Source organism: Gaoshiqia sediminis (assembly GCF_025907915.1).
Lineage (GTDB): Bacteria > Bacteroidota > Bacteroidia > Bacteroidales > Prolixibacteraceae > Gaoshiqia > Gaoshiqia sediminis.
The window spans coordinates 39,238-55,920 of the sequence record NZ_JAPAAF010000008.1; the positions used below are offsets into that span (position 1 = coordinate 39,238).

Consider the following 16,683-nt stretch of genomic DNA (forward strand, 5'->3'; position numbering starts at 1 on the left):
CAAATAAATAAATTGCTTATGACTGAAAATGAAATTTCAAGGATAATTGTTGATATTGCCTTTGCGATACACCAACAATTGGGACCCGGTTTGTTCGAATCAGTCTATGAAGATATTCTGGTTTATGAGTTGATCGAGCGAGGGTTGCTGGTTGAACGGCAAAAGGCGGTTCCGGTAATTTGGAAAGAGAGAAAGCTGGATCATGGATTCCGGGCAGATTTGGTGGTGAACAGCAAGGTTATCATTGAAACAAAATCGGTTGAAGCCCTTGCGCAGGTACATTACAAACAGCTTTTGACATACTTGCGATTAACCTCCATAAAGCTTGGATTGTTGATCAATTTCAATGAAACTCTGATTAAAAATGGAATACACCGGGTAGTGAACAACCTTTAGAAAAATGAACTTAAATTTATTATTTCACGCAAAGCCGCGAAGACGCAAAGAAAAGAAAAAAAATCACTTCGCGCCTTTGCGGCTTTGCGTGAACTTTTCAAAAAGAGGGAAATTCTCTATCGCCATTTTTCTAATCTTATTTCTCTTCTGGTGGTTCAGCCTGCCCTCGCCATTGTTCTCCGATCCGACATCGACCGTGATTGAAAGCCGGAACGGCGAACTGTTGGGCGCTCATATTGCTTCCGACGGGCAATGGCGTTTTCCGGAAGTGGAGGCCGTTCCCGAAAAGTATAAAACCTGTGTGCTGGCTTTTGAAGACCGCCATTTTTATTACCATCCCGGTTTTAACCCGGTTTCGTTGGCCCGGGCGCTGCAACAGAACATCAGAAATGGACGGGTGGTGAGTGGCGGCAGCACCATCACCATGCAGCTAATCCGCCTTTCGCGCAAAGGCAAGCCCCGGACCATTTGGCAAAAACTGATTGAGCTATCGCTGGCTGTTCGGGCCGAACTATCTTATTCAAAAGAAGAACTGTTGAAATTGTACGTTTCGAATGCTCCGTTTGGCGGCAACATCGTCGGGCTGGGTGCCGCAGCCTGGCGATATTTTGGGCGCAACGCCGAATATCTCTCCTGGGCCGAATCGGCCACGCTGGCCGTGTTGCCCAACTCACCATCATTGATCTATCCCGGCAAGCAAAACGAACTGCTGCTGAAAAAGCGCAACCACCTGCTCGACCGGTTGGAAAAGCAAGGGAAACTGGATGAAACCACCTGTAAGCTAGCGAAATTGGAAGCACTGCCACAGCAAGTGTATGCCATTCCGCAAATAGCGCCGCATTTACTGGGCCGGGTGCTGCAAGAGCATCCCGGCGAGCGGATTGTCACAACGGTGGACCAGCAATTGCAGCAGCGTGTGAATGGTTTGGTCCGCCAACATTTGCTGAACCTGCGGGCCAATGAAATTCACAATGCGGCGGTGCTCGTGATAAATGTGGAAAAAGGCGAAGTGCTGGCTTATGTGGGAAACTCGCCTGACCCGGGAACCGGGCTGCATGGAGAACAGGTAGATGTGACAGCCGCCCCCCGCAGCTCGGGGAGCATCCTGAAACCTTTTCTTTACGCGGCAATGCAAGACGACGGGCTGATTTTGCCACATACGCTTGTGCCCGATATTCCCACTCAAATTGGCGGATTCAGCCCGCAAAACTTCAACCTGCAATTTGAAGGAGCTGTTCCGGCGTCCATGGCCTTGTCCAAGTCGCTTAATATTCCCGCCGTGCGTATGTTACGCGATTTCGGGGTTGACCGTTTTTATGCAGTTTTGAAAAAACTCAATTTCTCGAACTTGAACAAGCCATCCGGGCATTACGGACTATCGTTGATTTTGGGAGGGGCCGAAGTTAACTTGTGGGATTTGGCAGGCGCCTATGCTTCTTTGGGACGCATGCTGATCCATTACGAACAAGAAGACGGCGCAATTTTTCAAGACGACTTTCGGAAACCGATCTATCAACCCAAAATATTTCCAAAAGAAGAAACCAAAATAACACCAGTTTCAGCCGGAGCAGCATGGCTTACGATGGAAGCGTTACTGAAAGTGAACCGGCCGGATGAAGAATCGGGTTGGGAATCGTTTTCATCGTCGAGGCAGGTGGCCTGGAAAACGGGTACCAGCTTTGGCTTTCGCGACGGCTGGGCCGTAGGCATCGACCGGAACTTTGTGGTTGCGGTTTGGTGCGGCAATGCCGATGGTGAAGGTCGGCCTGGACTAACCGGGACGGCTGCAGCAGCTCCCCTGATGTTTGACGTGTTCAACTTATTGCCGGGTAGTAACTGGTTTACCCAGCCGGTGGATGAAATGGTGCAGATACCCGTTTGCCGGGAAAGTGGTTATCGGGTAGGACCGCACTGTGTGAACGCCGACACCACTTGGGTAATGCAAAAGGGACTCAACACACCGCCCTGCCCATATCACCGGCTGGTCCATCTAGATCTGTCCGGACAGTGGCAGGTTACCACCAACTGCCTGTCGGTAAACGAAATGCTTCATCAATCCTGGTTTGTATTGCCCCCGGTGATGGAGTGGTATTACAAACGCCGAAATCCGTTCTACAAAACCTTGCCCCCATTTCTTGCTGGCTGTCAGGAAACCACGCAAGCCGTGATGGAGATGATCTATCCGCGCGAAAACAACCAGGTTTTCGTTCCGGTGCAGCTGGATGGGACTCCCGGCCAGGTTATTCTTGAAGCGGCACATTCGTCGCCCGGCGCAACCATTTTCTGGCATCTGGATGAAGCCTATTTGGGACAAACTGCCGGAAATCATCAAATGCCGGTGAACCCGCAGCCCGGTAAATACCTGATCACACTGATTGATGATGCCGGCAATTCCTTCAGCAAAAGGATTGAAGTGGTTTTGAAAAACCAGCATTAAGGGTAATACAATTTTAAACGGTCTATCTTTTCGATGAACATATCGTCAAGCATTTCACATTATTTCGTTGTAACTTTATCCGACAAATCAGCAAGCGATGGAAAAAGACAAACCCTACCAACTGAACCGCAGAAACTTTATTAAGATTTCTGCTGCCACAACTGCCGGTGCGACCCTCCTTCCTCTCGATAATTTTGCGATCGACAAACTTCCGGCCCCCATGAAGCGGAAATTCGGGAAAATTGATTTTGAAGTGACCACCCTCGGGCTGGGCGGACAAGCTTCGCTGCAATGGACCCCCGAAGATGTCGACCCCGTCCCCATCATCCTGAAGGCCTTCCGGATGGGCGTCAACTACTTCGATACGTCAAACCTGTACGGGCCCAGTCAGATGAACTTTGGAAAAGCCTTCCGCACACTAAACCTGGTGCCCGGCGAACCCGGTTATGACGAAGCTTTGCGAAAATCCATCTTCCTGACAACAAAAACACACATTCGCTGGGGGAACAACAACTTCCCGCCAGATAGTGAAAAGGTCCGTAACTGGACAAACGGCGATCATGGCCTCGGCGCCATTGGCGACCTGAAGCGTTCGCTTTCGCAACTATTTGGCGACGGAAAAGGATATTATCCGGATGGCGCCTATGTGGACATGATCTTAGCGCACAACCTGAATTTCATGGAAGAAGTGGACGTGCTTTTCAAGGGATTGGAAACACCGCTCGACCCCAATGGTGAGTTCGGCGCCTTCGTAGCGCTGCGCGACTACCGCGACGGCACTAACCTCACCGGCCTAAACCCCAAACATGAAAAACTGGTGAAACACATCGGTTTCTCGGGCCATTACAGCGCCCCGGTGATGATGGAAATGATCCAGCGCGATCAATACGGAATACTGGACGCCATGCTGGTGGCCATCAACCTCAACGACCGCCGCATGTTCAACATGCAGTATAACGCGATTCCGCTGGCAAAGGCAAAAAACATGGGTGTCATCGCCATGAAGGTGTTTGCCGATGGAGCCATGTACGATAAAGATGCCAAGTGGTCGAACAACCCGAGCGACGTAGTGCGCCGAGTGGGCACGCCTGCCATCCCCAGCCGCCCCTTGGTCGAATATGCACTGACAACGCCAGGGGTGCACACGGCCATCATTGGTATCGGCCATATCGATGACGATCCGATGAAATGCCAGCTGGTGCAGAATTTTTATGCCGCCCAGGTGGAACCTGAATCGCTGACAGAAGCCGAACGGCGAAAAATTGAAGAACTGGGGTTAAAGGCCAAAGACGGACAGGCCAACTACTTTCAAATCAAAAAGAATGAATTGAGCGCTCCCAATGATGTTTCGTTTCAACAGCAAGGAAATACCGCAGAACTGGCATGGGGAATGGCATTTGCGGGCGACGAACCGGTCAGCCATTACGAAATCCTGAAAAACGGGAAAAAAGTGGACGAGAAAAAACATGTGCCCATCTGTACAAAAGACAAGCATTTGTATCGGGATACCACGGCCCAACCAGGCGACGAATACCAGGTAGTGGCGGTTGACCGGATTGGCCGACAAGCAGCGTCAGAGCCATTCAATGTTTAAAAGAAACCCGGAAGCCTGTTTGTTATTTCCAAAAACCAACAGGCTTTTCTATTTTTACACAGAAATTTGGGACTCACGTCAACCTTTTTGTTGAATCGGGGTTCCAGTAAAAGCTTTAAAGTTAAAATTATGGTTGACAGATTGTCTGACCCCATTGGGCGATTAATGGGACTTCGTTACAAATCGCATCCCTGGCACGGTATTGCCATCGGGAAAGATGCCCCGGAAAAAGTAACTGCCTTTATCGAAGTTGTGCCGACCGATACGGTGAAATATGAAATTGATAAGGACAGCGGCTATTTACGCATCGACCGACCCCAGAAATATTCCAACGTAGTACCTGCTCTCTATGGTTTTATTCCGCAAACGTTTTGCGGCGATTCAGTAGGTGAATTTTGCATGCAAAAAACCGGGAAAAAAGGAATTCGCGGCGATGGCGACCCAATCGATATTTGTGTGCTCACCGAGAAAGACATCACCCACGGGGATATCCTGGTGCATGCCCGGCCAATTGGTGGTTTTCGCATGATTGATGGTAACGAGGCGGATGACAAAATCATTGCCGTGCTCAACAACGATGTGGTTTATGAAGGCTATAAAGATGTGGCCGACCTTCCATCGATTGTTGTTGAGCGGTTGAAGCACTACTTCCTTACCTATAAAGATATGCCGGGAAAAGATAAGGACACCGAAATTACCCACACCTATGGGGCGGACGAAGCTTTTGAAGTCATTCAGCGCTCGATGGATGATTACCAGAAACGGTTCGACAACCTGGGAAAATTACTTTACTAGATACAAAAAAGTCCGGCTCACACCGGACTTTTTCAATTATGCTGATCATTATCCAATCTAATTTTCCTCACGGTTCAGTTCAACTTCAACACTTTCTCCATCTTTCGAAACCACCACGTTATTGTCGCAAGTACCGTCGCCATAATCTACCGTGATGGCAGTTTCCCCGTTTTTCACAATCTCCAGAATTCCGCTGACAATATGCTGGCACGATCCCATGATAACAAGCGGCTCAACAGTTTGTCGTGTGTAGCGGTCACCTCCGGGAAAGGTAAGGGTGGCCATTCCCTCTGCCTCAATAACATTGTCCGTGATGTCGAAAGGGGTATCAAACCCCGCCAGCAGCGAACGGGTGATGTCAGCGGTACGGTTCAGGCTGAGGGTTTCGTTCCAGGTAAAGGCGATGTTGCTGACCGTGCGGAAAGATACCAGGTTTTGCTGAAACGCTTCGGTAGTAATTGTCATGCTTCCGGAGACAGCCACCGTGTCCATGACAAAATTCTGGAATTCGATGATACGCTTCGCTCCTTCCTGGAACCAGGGAGCTGTTTTGGTGATGACGATCGTCCCGCTTTTGCGATGCCCCCACAGCCCGTCGCACCCATCGCCATAGTCAACGGTAACCACAACGGGGAAGATTGTTTCTTCTGTAACGTCAATCGTTATCGCAGCGCAAGGCCCGCCAACCTGAGCCGACTTCTGCATGTTCGAGGACTCGGACGAAGCAGAAAAATAATCCACCTCACTTTCCAAATCTTCCAGCAAATAGGTAGCCTGGTTCTCAGTTTTGATGATTTCAATATCTTCTTCAGTTACCCCTTCGGCATCATGATCGTTTTTTTGGCAAGAGATCAGCGACAACGAAAAAACGATTGGCAGTATCACGTTCCTTGTTTTCATACTCGTCTGTTTTAAAATTAGTTTGTCATTGCTCTTTATCAGAAATTCAACTTCAATTATAACTCAGGTCTGCCCAACTAATTGCCCAAGCCTTCTATTTTCTTCTCAGGTTGATGTATGAATAATCAAACCCATTTTTTTCGTCGTGAAAATCTTCGCGTCCGAATTCGGTCCAATCCGTAAAGTTGATTTCCGGGAAATACACATCGGCATCAAAATCCTGATGCACCACCGTCAGGTACAATTTTCCGGCAAGCGGATAAAACTGACGGTAGATCATTCCGCCACCAATGATGAATGCTTCCTTCTCGTCCTTCACTCTCTCGATGGCCTCTTCGATGGAAAAAACCGTTTCGCAACCTTCAAAATGATCATCCGGCTTATCGGTAATCACAATGTGGCGACGTTTGGGCAGTGGCCATTTGGGCAACGACAACAAGGTATTTCGCCCCATAATAATCGTGTGGCCCGAAGTAATTTCTTTGAAATGCTTCAGGTCGTTGGGCAAGTGAAACAATAAATCGTTGTTTTTGCCAATGGCGAAGTCCTGCGCAATAGCTACAATGATGGAAATATTTTCGTGGATCATTTTCTTACTGGTTAAACAGATGAGTATTTTAAATATTGAGGGCTTCACATGATGCGAAACCCTCAATTGCTTTTATCTTTAAACAGAAACTTTCCCTGGGATATGCGGGTGAGAATCGTAATTTACCAATTCAAAATCTTCGTATTTAAAATCGAAAATGGATTTCACGCCCGGATTAATTTTCATTTGCGGAAGCGGTTTGGGTTCGCGTGTCAGCTGAAGTTTTACCTGTTCAAGGTGATTTTGATAGATATGCACATCGCCGCCGGTCCATACAAAGTCGCCGGGTTTCAAACCCGTAACCTGAGCCATCATCAGGGTCAGCAAAGCGTAGGAAGCAATGTTGAACGGAACCCCCAAAAAGACATCGCAACTACGCTGGTACAGCTGGCACGACAATTTACCGTTAGCCACGTAAAACTGGAACAAAAGGTGGCACGGCGGCAGGGCCATTTTGTCCAACTCGCCAACATTCCAGGCACTAACCAGATGGCGTCGCGAGTCCGGATTATTTTTCAGCGAGTTGACCACCTCCGAAATTTGGTCAACATGTCCGCCATCGGGGGTTGGCCACGATCGCCACTGGTAACCGTAAATATGGCCAAGATCGCCGTTCTCGTCGGCCCACTCGTTCCAGATCCGGACCCCGTTATCGGTGAGGTATTTGATGTTGGTATCGCCGGCCAGGAACCACAACAGCTCGTGAATAATCGACTTGAGGTGCAGTTTTTTAGTCGTTAGCGCAGGAAAACCTTCTTCCAGGTTAAAGCGCATCTGGTGCCCGAAAACACTAATGGTCCCGGTTCCGGTACGGTCTTTCTTTTCCGCGCCGTTTTTCAGGACATGATCCAGTAAATCAAGATATTGCTTCATGGTAAACTTCCTTCAGGAAAAATCAAAATTGTGCGGAAAGTTACTGGTTTTAGCCTGAATCGCCAAGAGGGAACAGAAAAGATCGGAACATACCGGAAGCCTAACCGCAAAAAAGAAGCGCAAGCCAGCCGGTTTGCGCCTCCATAAAGGGTTTTGGAAACATAGTATTATTCAAATATCTCCTGTTCAGCAACAAACCCTTCAGAAATGACGGTCATCCGGATATTTTGTTTGTTCACCACCTGTCCGTTGAGCAGAATAGCCGGCACCAGACGGTGTCCGTTATTGATGGTAAAACTCATGTTATCGGATGGCTTTTTCCCCTTTGCCATTTTTACAGCTGCATCAGCCGCATTAAAGGCTAGCGACTCAATCGGTTTATAAATGGTGATGGTTTGATTTCCGAGAATGATATTCCGGATTGCCGTAATGTCGGCATCCTGCCCGGCAACCAAGGCCTTACCGGCCATGCCATGTTCTGCCAGGGCATCAATAGCCCCCTGGGCCAAGGCATCATTGCCAGCAATAACCGCATCTACCGTATGCCCTTCATTTAATACCGATGACATCAACTGATAGGCATCCTGTGGTTCCCAGCGTTCCACAAATTGATGGCTGACTACCTTGATATCCCCTTTGTCTATCAGGGGTTGAAGCACATTCATCCAGCCCAGATGTAGCTGGAACGAGTTATTATCGGTGGTTGGCCCACCAATCAGGACATAGTTGCCTGTAGGGCGGACGGTAGTCAGAAAGCTCGCCATCTGTTCCCCCACATCAATATTGTCGGTCGAAACATAAAAATCGATATCACTGTCGCGGATCAATCGGTCGTATGAGATGACCGGGATATTTTGCTTCTTGGCCATTTTCACGATACCAGCGGCAACGGTCATATCTACCGGAATAATTACCAACACATCGATGCCGGCGTTAATCATTTCCAGTGCCTGTTGAAACTGTACTGAAGCATCTGAGTCGGCTACTTTAACGGTAACGGACCCTCCGAGATCGTTTACTTTTTGGACAAATGCGTCCCGGTCTTTCACCCAGCGTTCCCTGGCGATTGTATCCATCAGCAACCCAATTTCGGGTTTTTGATTGCAACCGGCAAACAGCAAAAAGACCAGCAAAATCTGAAAAGTTAAGTTGATTTGCCTCATGACGGAGAGTTTTTGATTAATACTAATATTGATTACGTATTCATCTCTAATTAGTTAAGTATTCAAAAACATCCTTTTTGCTGTAACAAAAAGAGGACAAGCATTGCGACATCAATATGGCCACAGCAAAACACCGCTACGGTTGGGCGCAAACCCAACCGGACCAGCTCCCTGAGGACTAATAACCAGTACACGGAACAAGTCCGAACAAGAAAAAATAAGAAATTCAATTGGCAGATTAGAAAACGATTAGCCCAGGATCATCCCGATAATAGTTGCCGACATCAGCGAAGCCAAGGTTCCGGCAATCAAAGCATGCATCCCGTACTTCGAAAGAACAATCCGTTTATTGGGAGCCAGGGCGCCAATACCCCCTATTTGGATTCCGATGGAGGCAAAATTGGCAAAACCACATAATATATAAGTAGCCATTATGACGGACTTATGCTCCCAAAAAGCTCCGGCAGCTTTTAATTCCGAAAGGCTGATATACCCGATAAACTCGGTCAGGATCAGTTTTTCGCCCAGCAAACGCCCCACCAGCATGATGTCTTGCGGGCAAATCCCAATCAGCCACATAATGGGGGCAAACAAGTAGCCCATCAAAAATTGCAGCGACAATTCGGTAAAGCGTCCTTCCGTTCCGCGGGCAATCAGCTCGTTCAACCCGGTCCACCCGCCGACTTTGCCAAACGTAAAATTGAACATGGCAATCAGGGCCAGAAAAGCCAGTAACATGCCGGCCACGTTCACCGCCAACCGGATGCCGTCGGAGGTTCCGTTTGTAATGGCATCCAGCACATTGCTGCCAATTTTATCTTTACTGACCTCCACGTCCTTATTCACCACATCCGGATTGGGAAGCATGATCTTGGAGAAAATCACCGCACCCGGAGCTGCCATCACCGAAGCAGTGAGCAGATGCTTGGCAAATTCCAACCGCAACATTGGGTCGTTGCCCCCCAACATGCCAATGTACGCTGCCAGCACGCCACCCGCCAAGGTAGCCATCCCTCCGGTCATCACCAGCATAATCTCGGAATTGTTCATTTTGGGCAGATAGGCCTTAATCATGAGAGGCGATTCGGTTTGCCCCAGAAAAATATTACCGGCCACCGAAAGCGCCTCGGCGCCCGACAATTTCATTAACCGGGTGAACACCCAAGCCAACGCCCACACAATGCGCTGGATAATTCCCCAATAAAAAAGCAGACTGGTGAGGGCTGAAAAGAAAATAATGGTTGGCAATATCTGAAAAGCAAAAATAGAACCGAATGTGTTCATATCAATCAGCTGTCCAAACAGGAATTCGCTGCCCACTTTGGTAAAATCCAATATTTTGACAAAGATACGACCGAAAAACTCGAAACCGGACCGGATAAACGGCACATACAGTACTCCAATAGCCAGCACCACCTGGAACGCCAATCCCACACCCACCGTTTTCCAGGGAATAAGTTTACGGTCTTTCGAGAGCAGGGCGCCCAATCCTACCAACACCAGCATCCCGATGAGTCCGCGCAAAATAGTCATCAGGCTGAAGGAACGCTCCCGGCCTTTCGAAATCAGGATATTTGAAGTGGTGGATGGATTATCAGCCTGCTTAAATTGGGCTGATTGTGAGGTTGTCTCAGGTTGAATTGTGGTGTCCGCCTGTAATGTAGTTTCAGACAAGCGGGCGGCTGATGTTACCAACGAAAGGGAGCTGATTACTGCAACCAGCAACAGAAGCCTGAAGATAAGCTGTTTCATTCGCAGGGGTTATTTTTTTCTTCGGTTGATTTCGTCGCGTATTTTGGAGGCCCGTTCGTAGTTTTCGTTGTTGATGGCGTCATTCATCATGTCGGTCAGTTCGCTGACGGTATAACGGTCGAACTCCGATTCCCGCTTTTTGTGCCCCCGCTCAGGTTCTTCGCCAAACTCGCCGCCCGATGCACTTTCCAAATCGAGGATAATACCGGCTTTGCTCAAAATATCTTCTGTGGTATAAATAGGACATTTAAAACGTAAGGCCAGTGCCACAGCATCCGAGGTGCGCGAATCGATCCGGGTTTCGTGAGAACCCATTTCACACACCAACTCGGAGTAAAAAATACCTTCCTCCAATTTGTAGATAATAACCTCAGAAATATTGATATCGAAAGCCAGGGACAAATTTTTGAACAAATCGTGGGTAAGCGGACGGGGCGGTTTCAGGCCTTCCAGTTGAATGGCAATTGCCTGGGCTTCAACCGGGCCAATAATGATGGGGATCCGGCGATCCCCGTTTTCCTCGGCCAAAACCAAGGCATAAGCCCCTGATTGTGTTTGACTAACGGACAGACCCAAAATGTTTAAACGTACTTTCTGCATATATCAAGCATCGGCGGTGTGTGAAGCAAATATAATAATTGTTTCACGGAATCAAGAGGATTGCCCCGGTTTATTGCCCGAATAATGAGCACCTCCGTGTGTTGTACAGACAGACAGCCTGGCGTTGGGAAGCATCTTTTCAGGTTCACGGCAACGATTGGCAGGGCACTTCCCCCGTTCCGTTTTTTATGGATACAGGAAAAAGCAAAAGGCTGCACACCACATCATTCCACTAAAAAAGAAATGTAATTCTTTGGCAGTCATTAAAAAAAAGCTACTTTTGCAGTCCAAAGTTTTCGAGTGGGCTCAACAAGCGGAAGTTCAGAAGATTTCCCGCCTTCCGGAAGAAATTGAAAAATCGTATAACATGTACGCTATTGTAGAAATTGCCGGACAACAATTCCGTGTTGAAAAAGACAAAAAATTGTTTGTTCACCGCCTCGAAACAGCAGCAGGCGAGAGTGTAGAATTTGAGAAAGTTCTTTTGGTTGATAACGACGGCGCAATCCAAATCGGTACCCCGGTTGTGGAAGGAGCCAAAGTAACCGCTAAAGTACTGGACCACCTGAAAGGGGAAAAAGTAATCGTCTTCAAAAAGAAAAGAAGAAAAGGTTACAAAAAGAAAAATGGTCACCGTCAGTACCTGACTCAGATTCAGATTGAAGAAATTATTGGATAACCCTAAAAGCATTAATTAACCATGGCTCATAAGAAAGGTGTCGGTAGTTCGAAGAACGGACGCGAATCGGAAAGTAAACGACTTGGCGTAAAAATCTACGGCGGTCAGGTTTGCAAAGCTGGCAACATTTTGGTTCGTCAGCGTGGAACTTCTCATCATCCTGGTGATAATGTTGGTCTGGGAAAAGATCATACTTTATTTGCCCTGATTGATGGTACTGTTGTTTTCAGAAAGAAAAAAGACAACAGGTCGTATGTGTCTGTTGAACCCGTTGTGGCAGCAAACTAAGACGATCTAAAAATAGCATTGGAGAATCTCCTGTCTTGTTTGAGGCAGGAGATTTTTATTTTATAACTTTGGCCCGCAGAAACAAACAGCTTAAAATACGATTCGTAATTTCTGCATGGGTTTCTGTTTTTAAGTACGATTGAAGAAATAATAAATAGGTCAGCGACCTCAAAATTTGTGCAACATGCTCAACCTACGATTTATCCAGGAAAACCCGGAGTTGGTTATTGAAAAACTGAAAAAGAAAAACTTCGATGCAGCCGGTATTGTTGGCCAAATCATCGACCTCTATAAAAAGAAAAATGAAATTCAGGCCAAAGCCGACCAGGTGAAAGCCGAAATGAACAAGCTCTCGAAAGAGATCGGCCAACTGTTCCGCGAAGGCAAACAAGCCGAAGCCAATGCCGCCAAAGAACGCACCACCGAACTGAAAGACACTATCAAACAACTGGACGACAGCTTCGCAACGATCGACGAGCAGGTGTTCGAATTGCAGGTGCAGCTGCCCAACCTGCCAGCCGATCTGGTGCCTGCAGGCCGGACCCCCGAGGACAATGTTACGGTAAAATCGGGCGGCGAACTGCCCACCTTGGGTGCAGATAAACTGCCCCACTGGGAGCTGGCCGGCAAATACAACCTGATCGATTTTGAACTCGGCGTGAAGCTCACCGGCGCCGGTTTCCCCGTTTATAAAGGCAAGGGCGCCAAATTGCAACGGGCGCTGATCAACTTCTTCCTGAATGAAGCTGAAAAGGCCGGCTACCTCGAAATTCAGCCACCGCTGATGGTGAACGAGGATAGTGGCTTTGGCACAGGACAGCTGCCCGACAAAGAAGGCCAGATGTACCACGTTACCGAAGACAACCTGTACCTGATCCCCACGGCCGAGGTGCCGGTAACTAACCTGTACCGCGACGTGATTGTGGAAGCCAAAGACCTGCCCGTCAAAAATACCGCCTACAGCGCCTGCTTCCGCCGCGAGGCCGGCTCGTACGGCAAGGATGTACGCGGACTGAACCGCCTTCACCAATTCGACAAAGTGGAGATTGTGCAGATTGCGCACCCGGATAACAGTTATGCCATTTTGGAAGAAATGGTGGCCCATGTGGAAAGCCTGGTGCAAAAACTGGGACTCCCCTACCGCATCCTGCGCCTCTGCGGTGGCGATATGAGCTTCACGTCTGCGCTAACGTACGACTTTGAAGTTTACTCGGCTGCCCAGGAAAAATGGTTGGAAGTGAGCTCCGTTTCCAACTTCGAGTCGTTCCAGGCAAACCGCCTGAAACTGCGCTACCGCGACGAGCAAACCAAGAAACCGGTGATCGCCCACACGCTGAACGGCAGCGCCCTGGCCCTGCCCCGCATTGTGGCCGCCCTGCTCGAAAACAACCAAACCCCCGAAGGCATCCGCGTGCCCGAAGTATTGGTTCCGTTCTGCGGATTCGATCTGATCAACTGAGATTGATGCAAAAATTAGAATACCCTGTATAGATCCGAAAGGCTGCTCGTTGGAGTGGCCTTTTTTGTTTCCCGCAGCTGCTTCGCGTGCGCATATGAAATGCGATAAAAGCAACCGATAACGAAACGCATTCGGCCGCACTCTTTCGGCAAAGGCCGCTTGCTATAAATCAAGCATCACGTCTGTTTTGTTCCGTCTCGATGCGGGAATATTTCTATCTAGATGAAACTTTATTTTCATCTAGATGGAATTTTATTTTCTCTTAGAAGAAAATTTTACGCCATCTATACGGATATTTCGCGCAATCGGGAAGGAAGTTTTAATGGTGTTTAATCAATTAAAAAAGTCTCCTTCGCTACGCTCGGAATGACGGGAAAAGCAGCGTCGTAAGTCATCCCGAATTTATTTCGGGATCCCTACCGAACAGGGAAAACACGGGTGCGGCGAATTCTATTCGCCAATTCATGCGCGGCAAAAAAACCGCGCCACCCAACGAAAAAAGCCACTCCCTTTCGGAAATGGCTTTTAGTATGGTGAGTTGTTTTGACTCGTTACTCAATACTCGCGACTCGCGACTTTCGTTATTCTTCGTGTGCAGCGATCAAAATCTCAAGGATCTTCTTTCCGGCAGCAGCAACGCTTGAGCCTGGTCCGAAGATAGCTACCACACCGGCATCGTACAGGTATTGATAGTCCTGAGCAGGAATTACACCACCGGCAATCACCATGATGTCTTCACGACCCAGTTTCTTCAACTCTTCAATAACCGCTGGCACCAGTGTTTTGTGACCGGCAGCCAGTGAGGAAACCCCCATCACGTGCACGTCGTTTTCAACGGCTTGCTTGGCAGCTTCTTCCGGAGTCTGGAACAGCGGTCCCATGTCCACGTCGAAACCAAGGTCGGCATAACCGGTTGCCACTACTTTCGCGCCGCGGTCGTGTCCGTCCTGACCCATTTTGGCGATCATGATACGAGGTTGACGGCCTTCCAATTCGGCAAATTTCTTCGCCAGCTCCTGCGCTTCCTGGAAGGTTTTATCGTGTTTGCTTTCTGCTGAATACACGCCTGAGATTGTTCTGATTACAGCTTTATAACGTCCGCAAACTTTTTCGCAGGCGTCGGAAATTTCACCTAATGAAGCACGTTTTTGTGCCGCTTTAATAGAGAGATCAAGCAGGTTGCCCTTGCCGGTTTCGGCGCATTTTGTAATGGCAGCCAACGCTTGTTGTACGTCTTCCTCGTTACGCTCGGCACGCAGCTTTTTCAAACGTTCGATTTGTGACAAACGAACAGCTGTGTTGTCGATTTCCAAAATATCGATCGGGTCTTCTTTTTCCAACCGGTATTTGTTCACCCCAACAATGGTCTGCACACCGCTGTCGATACGTCCCTGAGTACGTGCCGCAGCTTCTTCAATACGCATTTTAGGCACACCGGTTTCGATGGCTTTGGCCATACCACCTAGCTTTTCAACCTCTTCGATCAGCGCCCATGCTTTGGTGTACAATTCTTTCGTCAACGCCTCCACATAGTACGAACCGGCCCATGGGTCTGCGCCACGGCAGATTTCAGTTTCCTGCTGGATGTACAACTGCGTGTTACGGGCAATACGGGCCGAGAAGTCGGTTGGCAATGCAATCGCTTCGTCGAGTGCGTTGGTGTGCAGCGACTGGGTGTGACCCAGCGCCGAAGCCATCGCCTCGATAGCCGTACGGCCTACGTTATTGAACGGATCTTGCTCGGTTAACGACCAACCCGAAGTTTGCGAGTGTGTACGCAAAGCCATTGATTTTGGGTTTTTCGGATTGAACTGTTTCACCAGCTTCGCCCAGATCATACGTGCAGCACGCATTTTGGCGATCTCCATGAAGTGGTTCATCCCAATAGCCCAGAAGAATGACAAACGTGGCGCGAAAGCATCGATGTCCATTCCGGCGTTGATACCGGCGCGGAGGTATTCCAACCCGTCGGCCAGCGTGTAAGCCATTTCAATGTCGGCCGTTGCACCAGCTTCCTGCATGTGGTAACCCGAAATTGAAATCGAGTTGAACTTCGGCATATTCTGAGAGGTGAACTCGAAAATATCAGCGATGATCTTCATCGAAAATTCCGGTGGGTAGATGTAGGTGTTACGCACCATGAATTCTTTCAGAATGTCGTTCTGGATAGTACCCGACAGTTGTTCCAACGTGGCGCCTTGTTCCAAACCGGTTACAATGTAGAAAGCCAACACCGGCAAAACTGCACCGTTCATGGTCATGGAAACAGACATTTTATCCAATGGGATCTGGTCGAACAGGATTTTCATATCCAGGATGGAGTCGATCGCCACGCCTGCTTTACCCACATCACCCACTACACGAGGGTGATCTGAGTCGTAACCACGGTGTGTTGCGAGGTCGAAGGCAACAGAAAGGCCTTTTTGACCGGCAGCCAGGTTACGGCGGTAGAACGCGTTTGACTCTTCGGCTGTTGAGAAACCTGCATACTGGCGGATTGTCCAGGGTTGCATGGCATACATGGCCGAATAGGGTCCGCGAAGGAATGGTGGCAAACCGGCAGCATAACTCAGGTGCTCCATCCCTTCAAGGTCTTCTTTGGTGTAAACCGGTTTCACCGGAATCTGCTCCGGAGTCACCCAGTTTTTCTCAATTTTGTGTTCTGCAGCCCACTCACTTGCTTTTGGCTGGGCGGTGGCTGTTTTAATGTTTATATTCTTAAAATCTAGTTTCATACTTGTAAGATTTTTAGATTGTCGGATATTCAGATTCTCAGACGACGAGAACACCTTTAAATTTGACAATCATTCGTATAAGTGATTTTATATCTAAACAGACTGTTTCATAATTTTCAGCACTGATGAAATTCAAATCATTAGACAAAATGATTTGTGTTTCCAATTCAAATAGAGAACCGATAGCATAATCAAGGAAACGTTGGAACTCCTTATCACTACTCCTGCCAGTTCCTTCAGCAATATTCGAAGGAATTGAAACAACAGCTCTTCTTATTTGTGACGTTAATCCATACATCTCTTCTTTTGGAAAACCGGCAGTCAAGGAATAAACTTCCTTAACCAGCTTCCTGGCCTCTTGCCATATTTTCAATTCAGAATAGTTATGCATGTTGTCGTCAATTGTCTGAAAATCCGATAATC

General features: G+C 48.3%; 15 protein-coding genes. 7 read left to right on the forward strand and 8 right to left on the reverse strand.

What is annotated here, in order from left to right; genetic code table 11:
• Positions 1-18 precede the first annotated feature (18 nt).
• The 4 genes from N2K84_RS07880 (at position 19) to N2K84_RS07895 (ending at position 5,222) form a co-directional block, all read left to right on the forward strand.
• Complete coding sequence (locus tag N2K84_RS07880) at positions 19-396, forward strand: GxxExxY protein (protein ID WP_282591247.1); 378 nt, start codon at positions 19-21, stop codon at positions 394-396.
• 4 nt (positions 397-400) lie between these two features.
• Positions 401-2,833 (forward strand): penicillin-binding protein 1C, encoded by a 2,433-nt coding sequence (gene pbpC, locus N2K84_RS07885; protein WP_282591248.1) that lies wholly within the window; start codon positions 401-403, stop codon positions 2,831-2,833.
• Positions 2,834-2,930: 97 nt separating this feature from the next.
• Positions 2,931-4,427 carry an aldo/keto reductase gene (locus tag N2K84_RS07890; protein WP_282591249.1) on the forward strand — a complete coding sequence of 499 codons (1,497 nt, stop codon included), beginning with the start codon at positions 2,931-2,933 and terminating at the stop codon, positions 4,425-4,427.
• 129 nt (positions 4,428-4,556) lie between these two features.
• Complete coding sequence (locus N2K84_RS07895; protein ID WP_282591250.1) at positions 4,557-5,222, forward strand: inorganic pyrophosphatase; 666 nt, start codon at positions 4,557-4,559, stop codon at positions 5,220-5,222.
• Positions 5,223-5,279: 57 nt separating this feature from the next.
• Here N2K84_RS07895 and N2K84_RS07900 read toward each other — a convergent pair whose 3' ends face one another.
• From N2K84_RS07900 to N2K84_RS07925, 6 genes are all read right to left on the reverse strand, one after another.
• On the reverse strand, positions 5,280-6,122 hold the full coding sequence (locus tag N2K84_RS07900) for a hypothetical protein (RefSeq protein WP_282591251.1): 843 nt from the start codon (positions 6,120-6,122) through the stop codon (positions 5,280-5,282).
• 94 nt (positions 6,123-6,216) lie between these two features.
• Positions 6,217-6,711 carry a dihydrofolate reductase gene (locus N2K84_RS07905; RefSeq protein WP_282591252.1) on the reverse strand — a complete coding sequence of 165 codons (495 nt, stop codon included), beginning with the start codon at positions 6,709-6,711 and terminating at the stop codon, positions 6,217-6,219.
• Positions 6,712-6,789: 78 nt separating this feature from the next.
• Complete coding sequence (locus N2K84_RS07910) at positions 6,790-7,584, reverse strand: thymidylate synthase (RefSeq protein WP_282591253.1); 795 nt, start codon at positions 7,582-7,584, stop codon at positions 6,790-6,792.
• A gap of 167 nt (positions 7,585-7,751) precedes the next feature.
• A complete protein-coding gene (locus N2K84_RS07915) occupies positions 7,752-8,747 on the reverse strand; it encodes a substrate-binding domain-containing protein (protein ID WP_282591254.1) in 996 nt (331 codons plus the stop codon).
• Positions 8,748-8,996: 249 nt separating this feature from the next.
• A complete protein-coding gene (locus N2K84_RS07920; RefSeq protein ID WP_282591255.1) occupies positions 8,997-10,499 on the reverse strand; it encodes a NupC/NupG family nucleoside CNT transporter in 1,503 nt (500 codons plus the stop codon).
• Between the two features lie 9 nt (positions 10,500-10,508).
• Positions 10,509-11,099, reverse strand: a complete 591-nt coding sequence (locus N2K84_RS07925) for a bifunctional nuclease family protein (protein ID WP_282591256.1) — start codon at positions 11,097-11,099, stop codon at positions 10,509-10,511.
• 253 nt (positions 11,100-11,352) lie between these two features.
• Here N2K84_RS07925 and rplU point away from each other — a divergent pair, with 253 nt between their 5' ends.
• The 3 genes from rplU (at position 11,353) to serS (ending at position 13,525) form a co-directional block, all read left to right on the forward strand.
• A complete protein-coding gene (gene rplU / locus N2K84_RS07930; RefSeq protein WP_282591257.1) occupies positions 11,353-11,778 on the forward strand; it encodes a 50S ribosomal protein L21 in 426 nt (141 codons plus the stop codon).
• 21 nt (positions 11,779-11,799) lie between these two features.
• On the forward strand, positions 11,800-12,066 hold the full coding sequence (gene rpmA, locus N2K84_RS07935; RefSeq protein WP_282591258.1) for a 50S ribosomal protein L27: 267 nt from the start codon (positions 11,800-11,802) through the stop codon (positions 12,064-12,066).
• 184 nt (positions 12,067-12,250) lie between these two features.
• Positions 12,251-13,525, forward strand: a complete 1,275-nt coding sequence (serS, locus tag N2K84_RS07940; RefSeq protein ID WP_282591259.1) for a serine--tRNA ligase — start codon at positions 12,251-12,253, stop codon at positions 13,523-13,525.
• Positions 13,526-14,106: 581 nt separating this feature from the next.
• Here serS and scpA read toward each other — a convergent pair.
• Positions 14,107-16,260, reverse strand: coding sequence for a methylmalonyl-CoA mutase (gene scpA, locus N2K84_RS07945; protein WP_282591260.1), 2,154 nt, complete (start codon positions 16,258-16,260; stop codon positions 14,107-14,109).
• Between the two features lie 37 nt (positions 16,261-16,297).
• On the reverse strand, positions 16,298-16,651 hold the full coding sequence (locus tag N2K84_RS07950; protein WP_282591261.1) for a four helix bundle protein: 354 nt from the start codon (positions 16,649-16,651) through the stop codon (positions 16,298-16,300).
• Positions 16,652-16,683 lie beyond the last annotated feature (32 nt).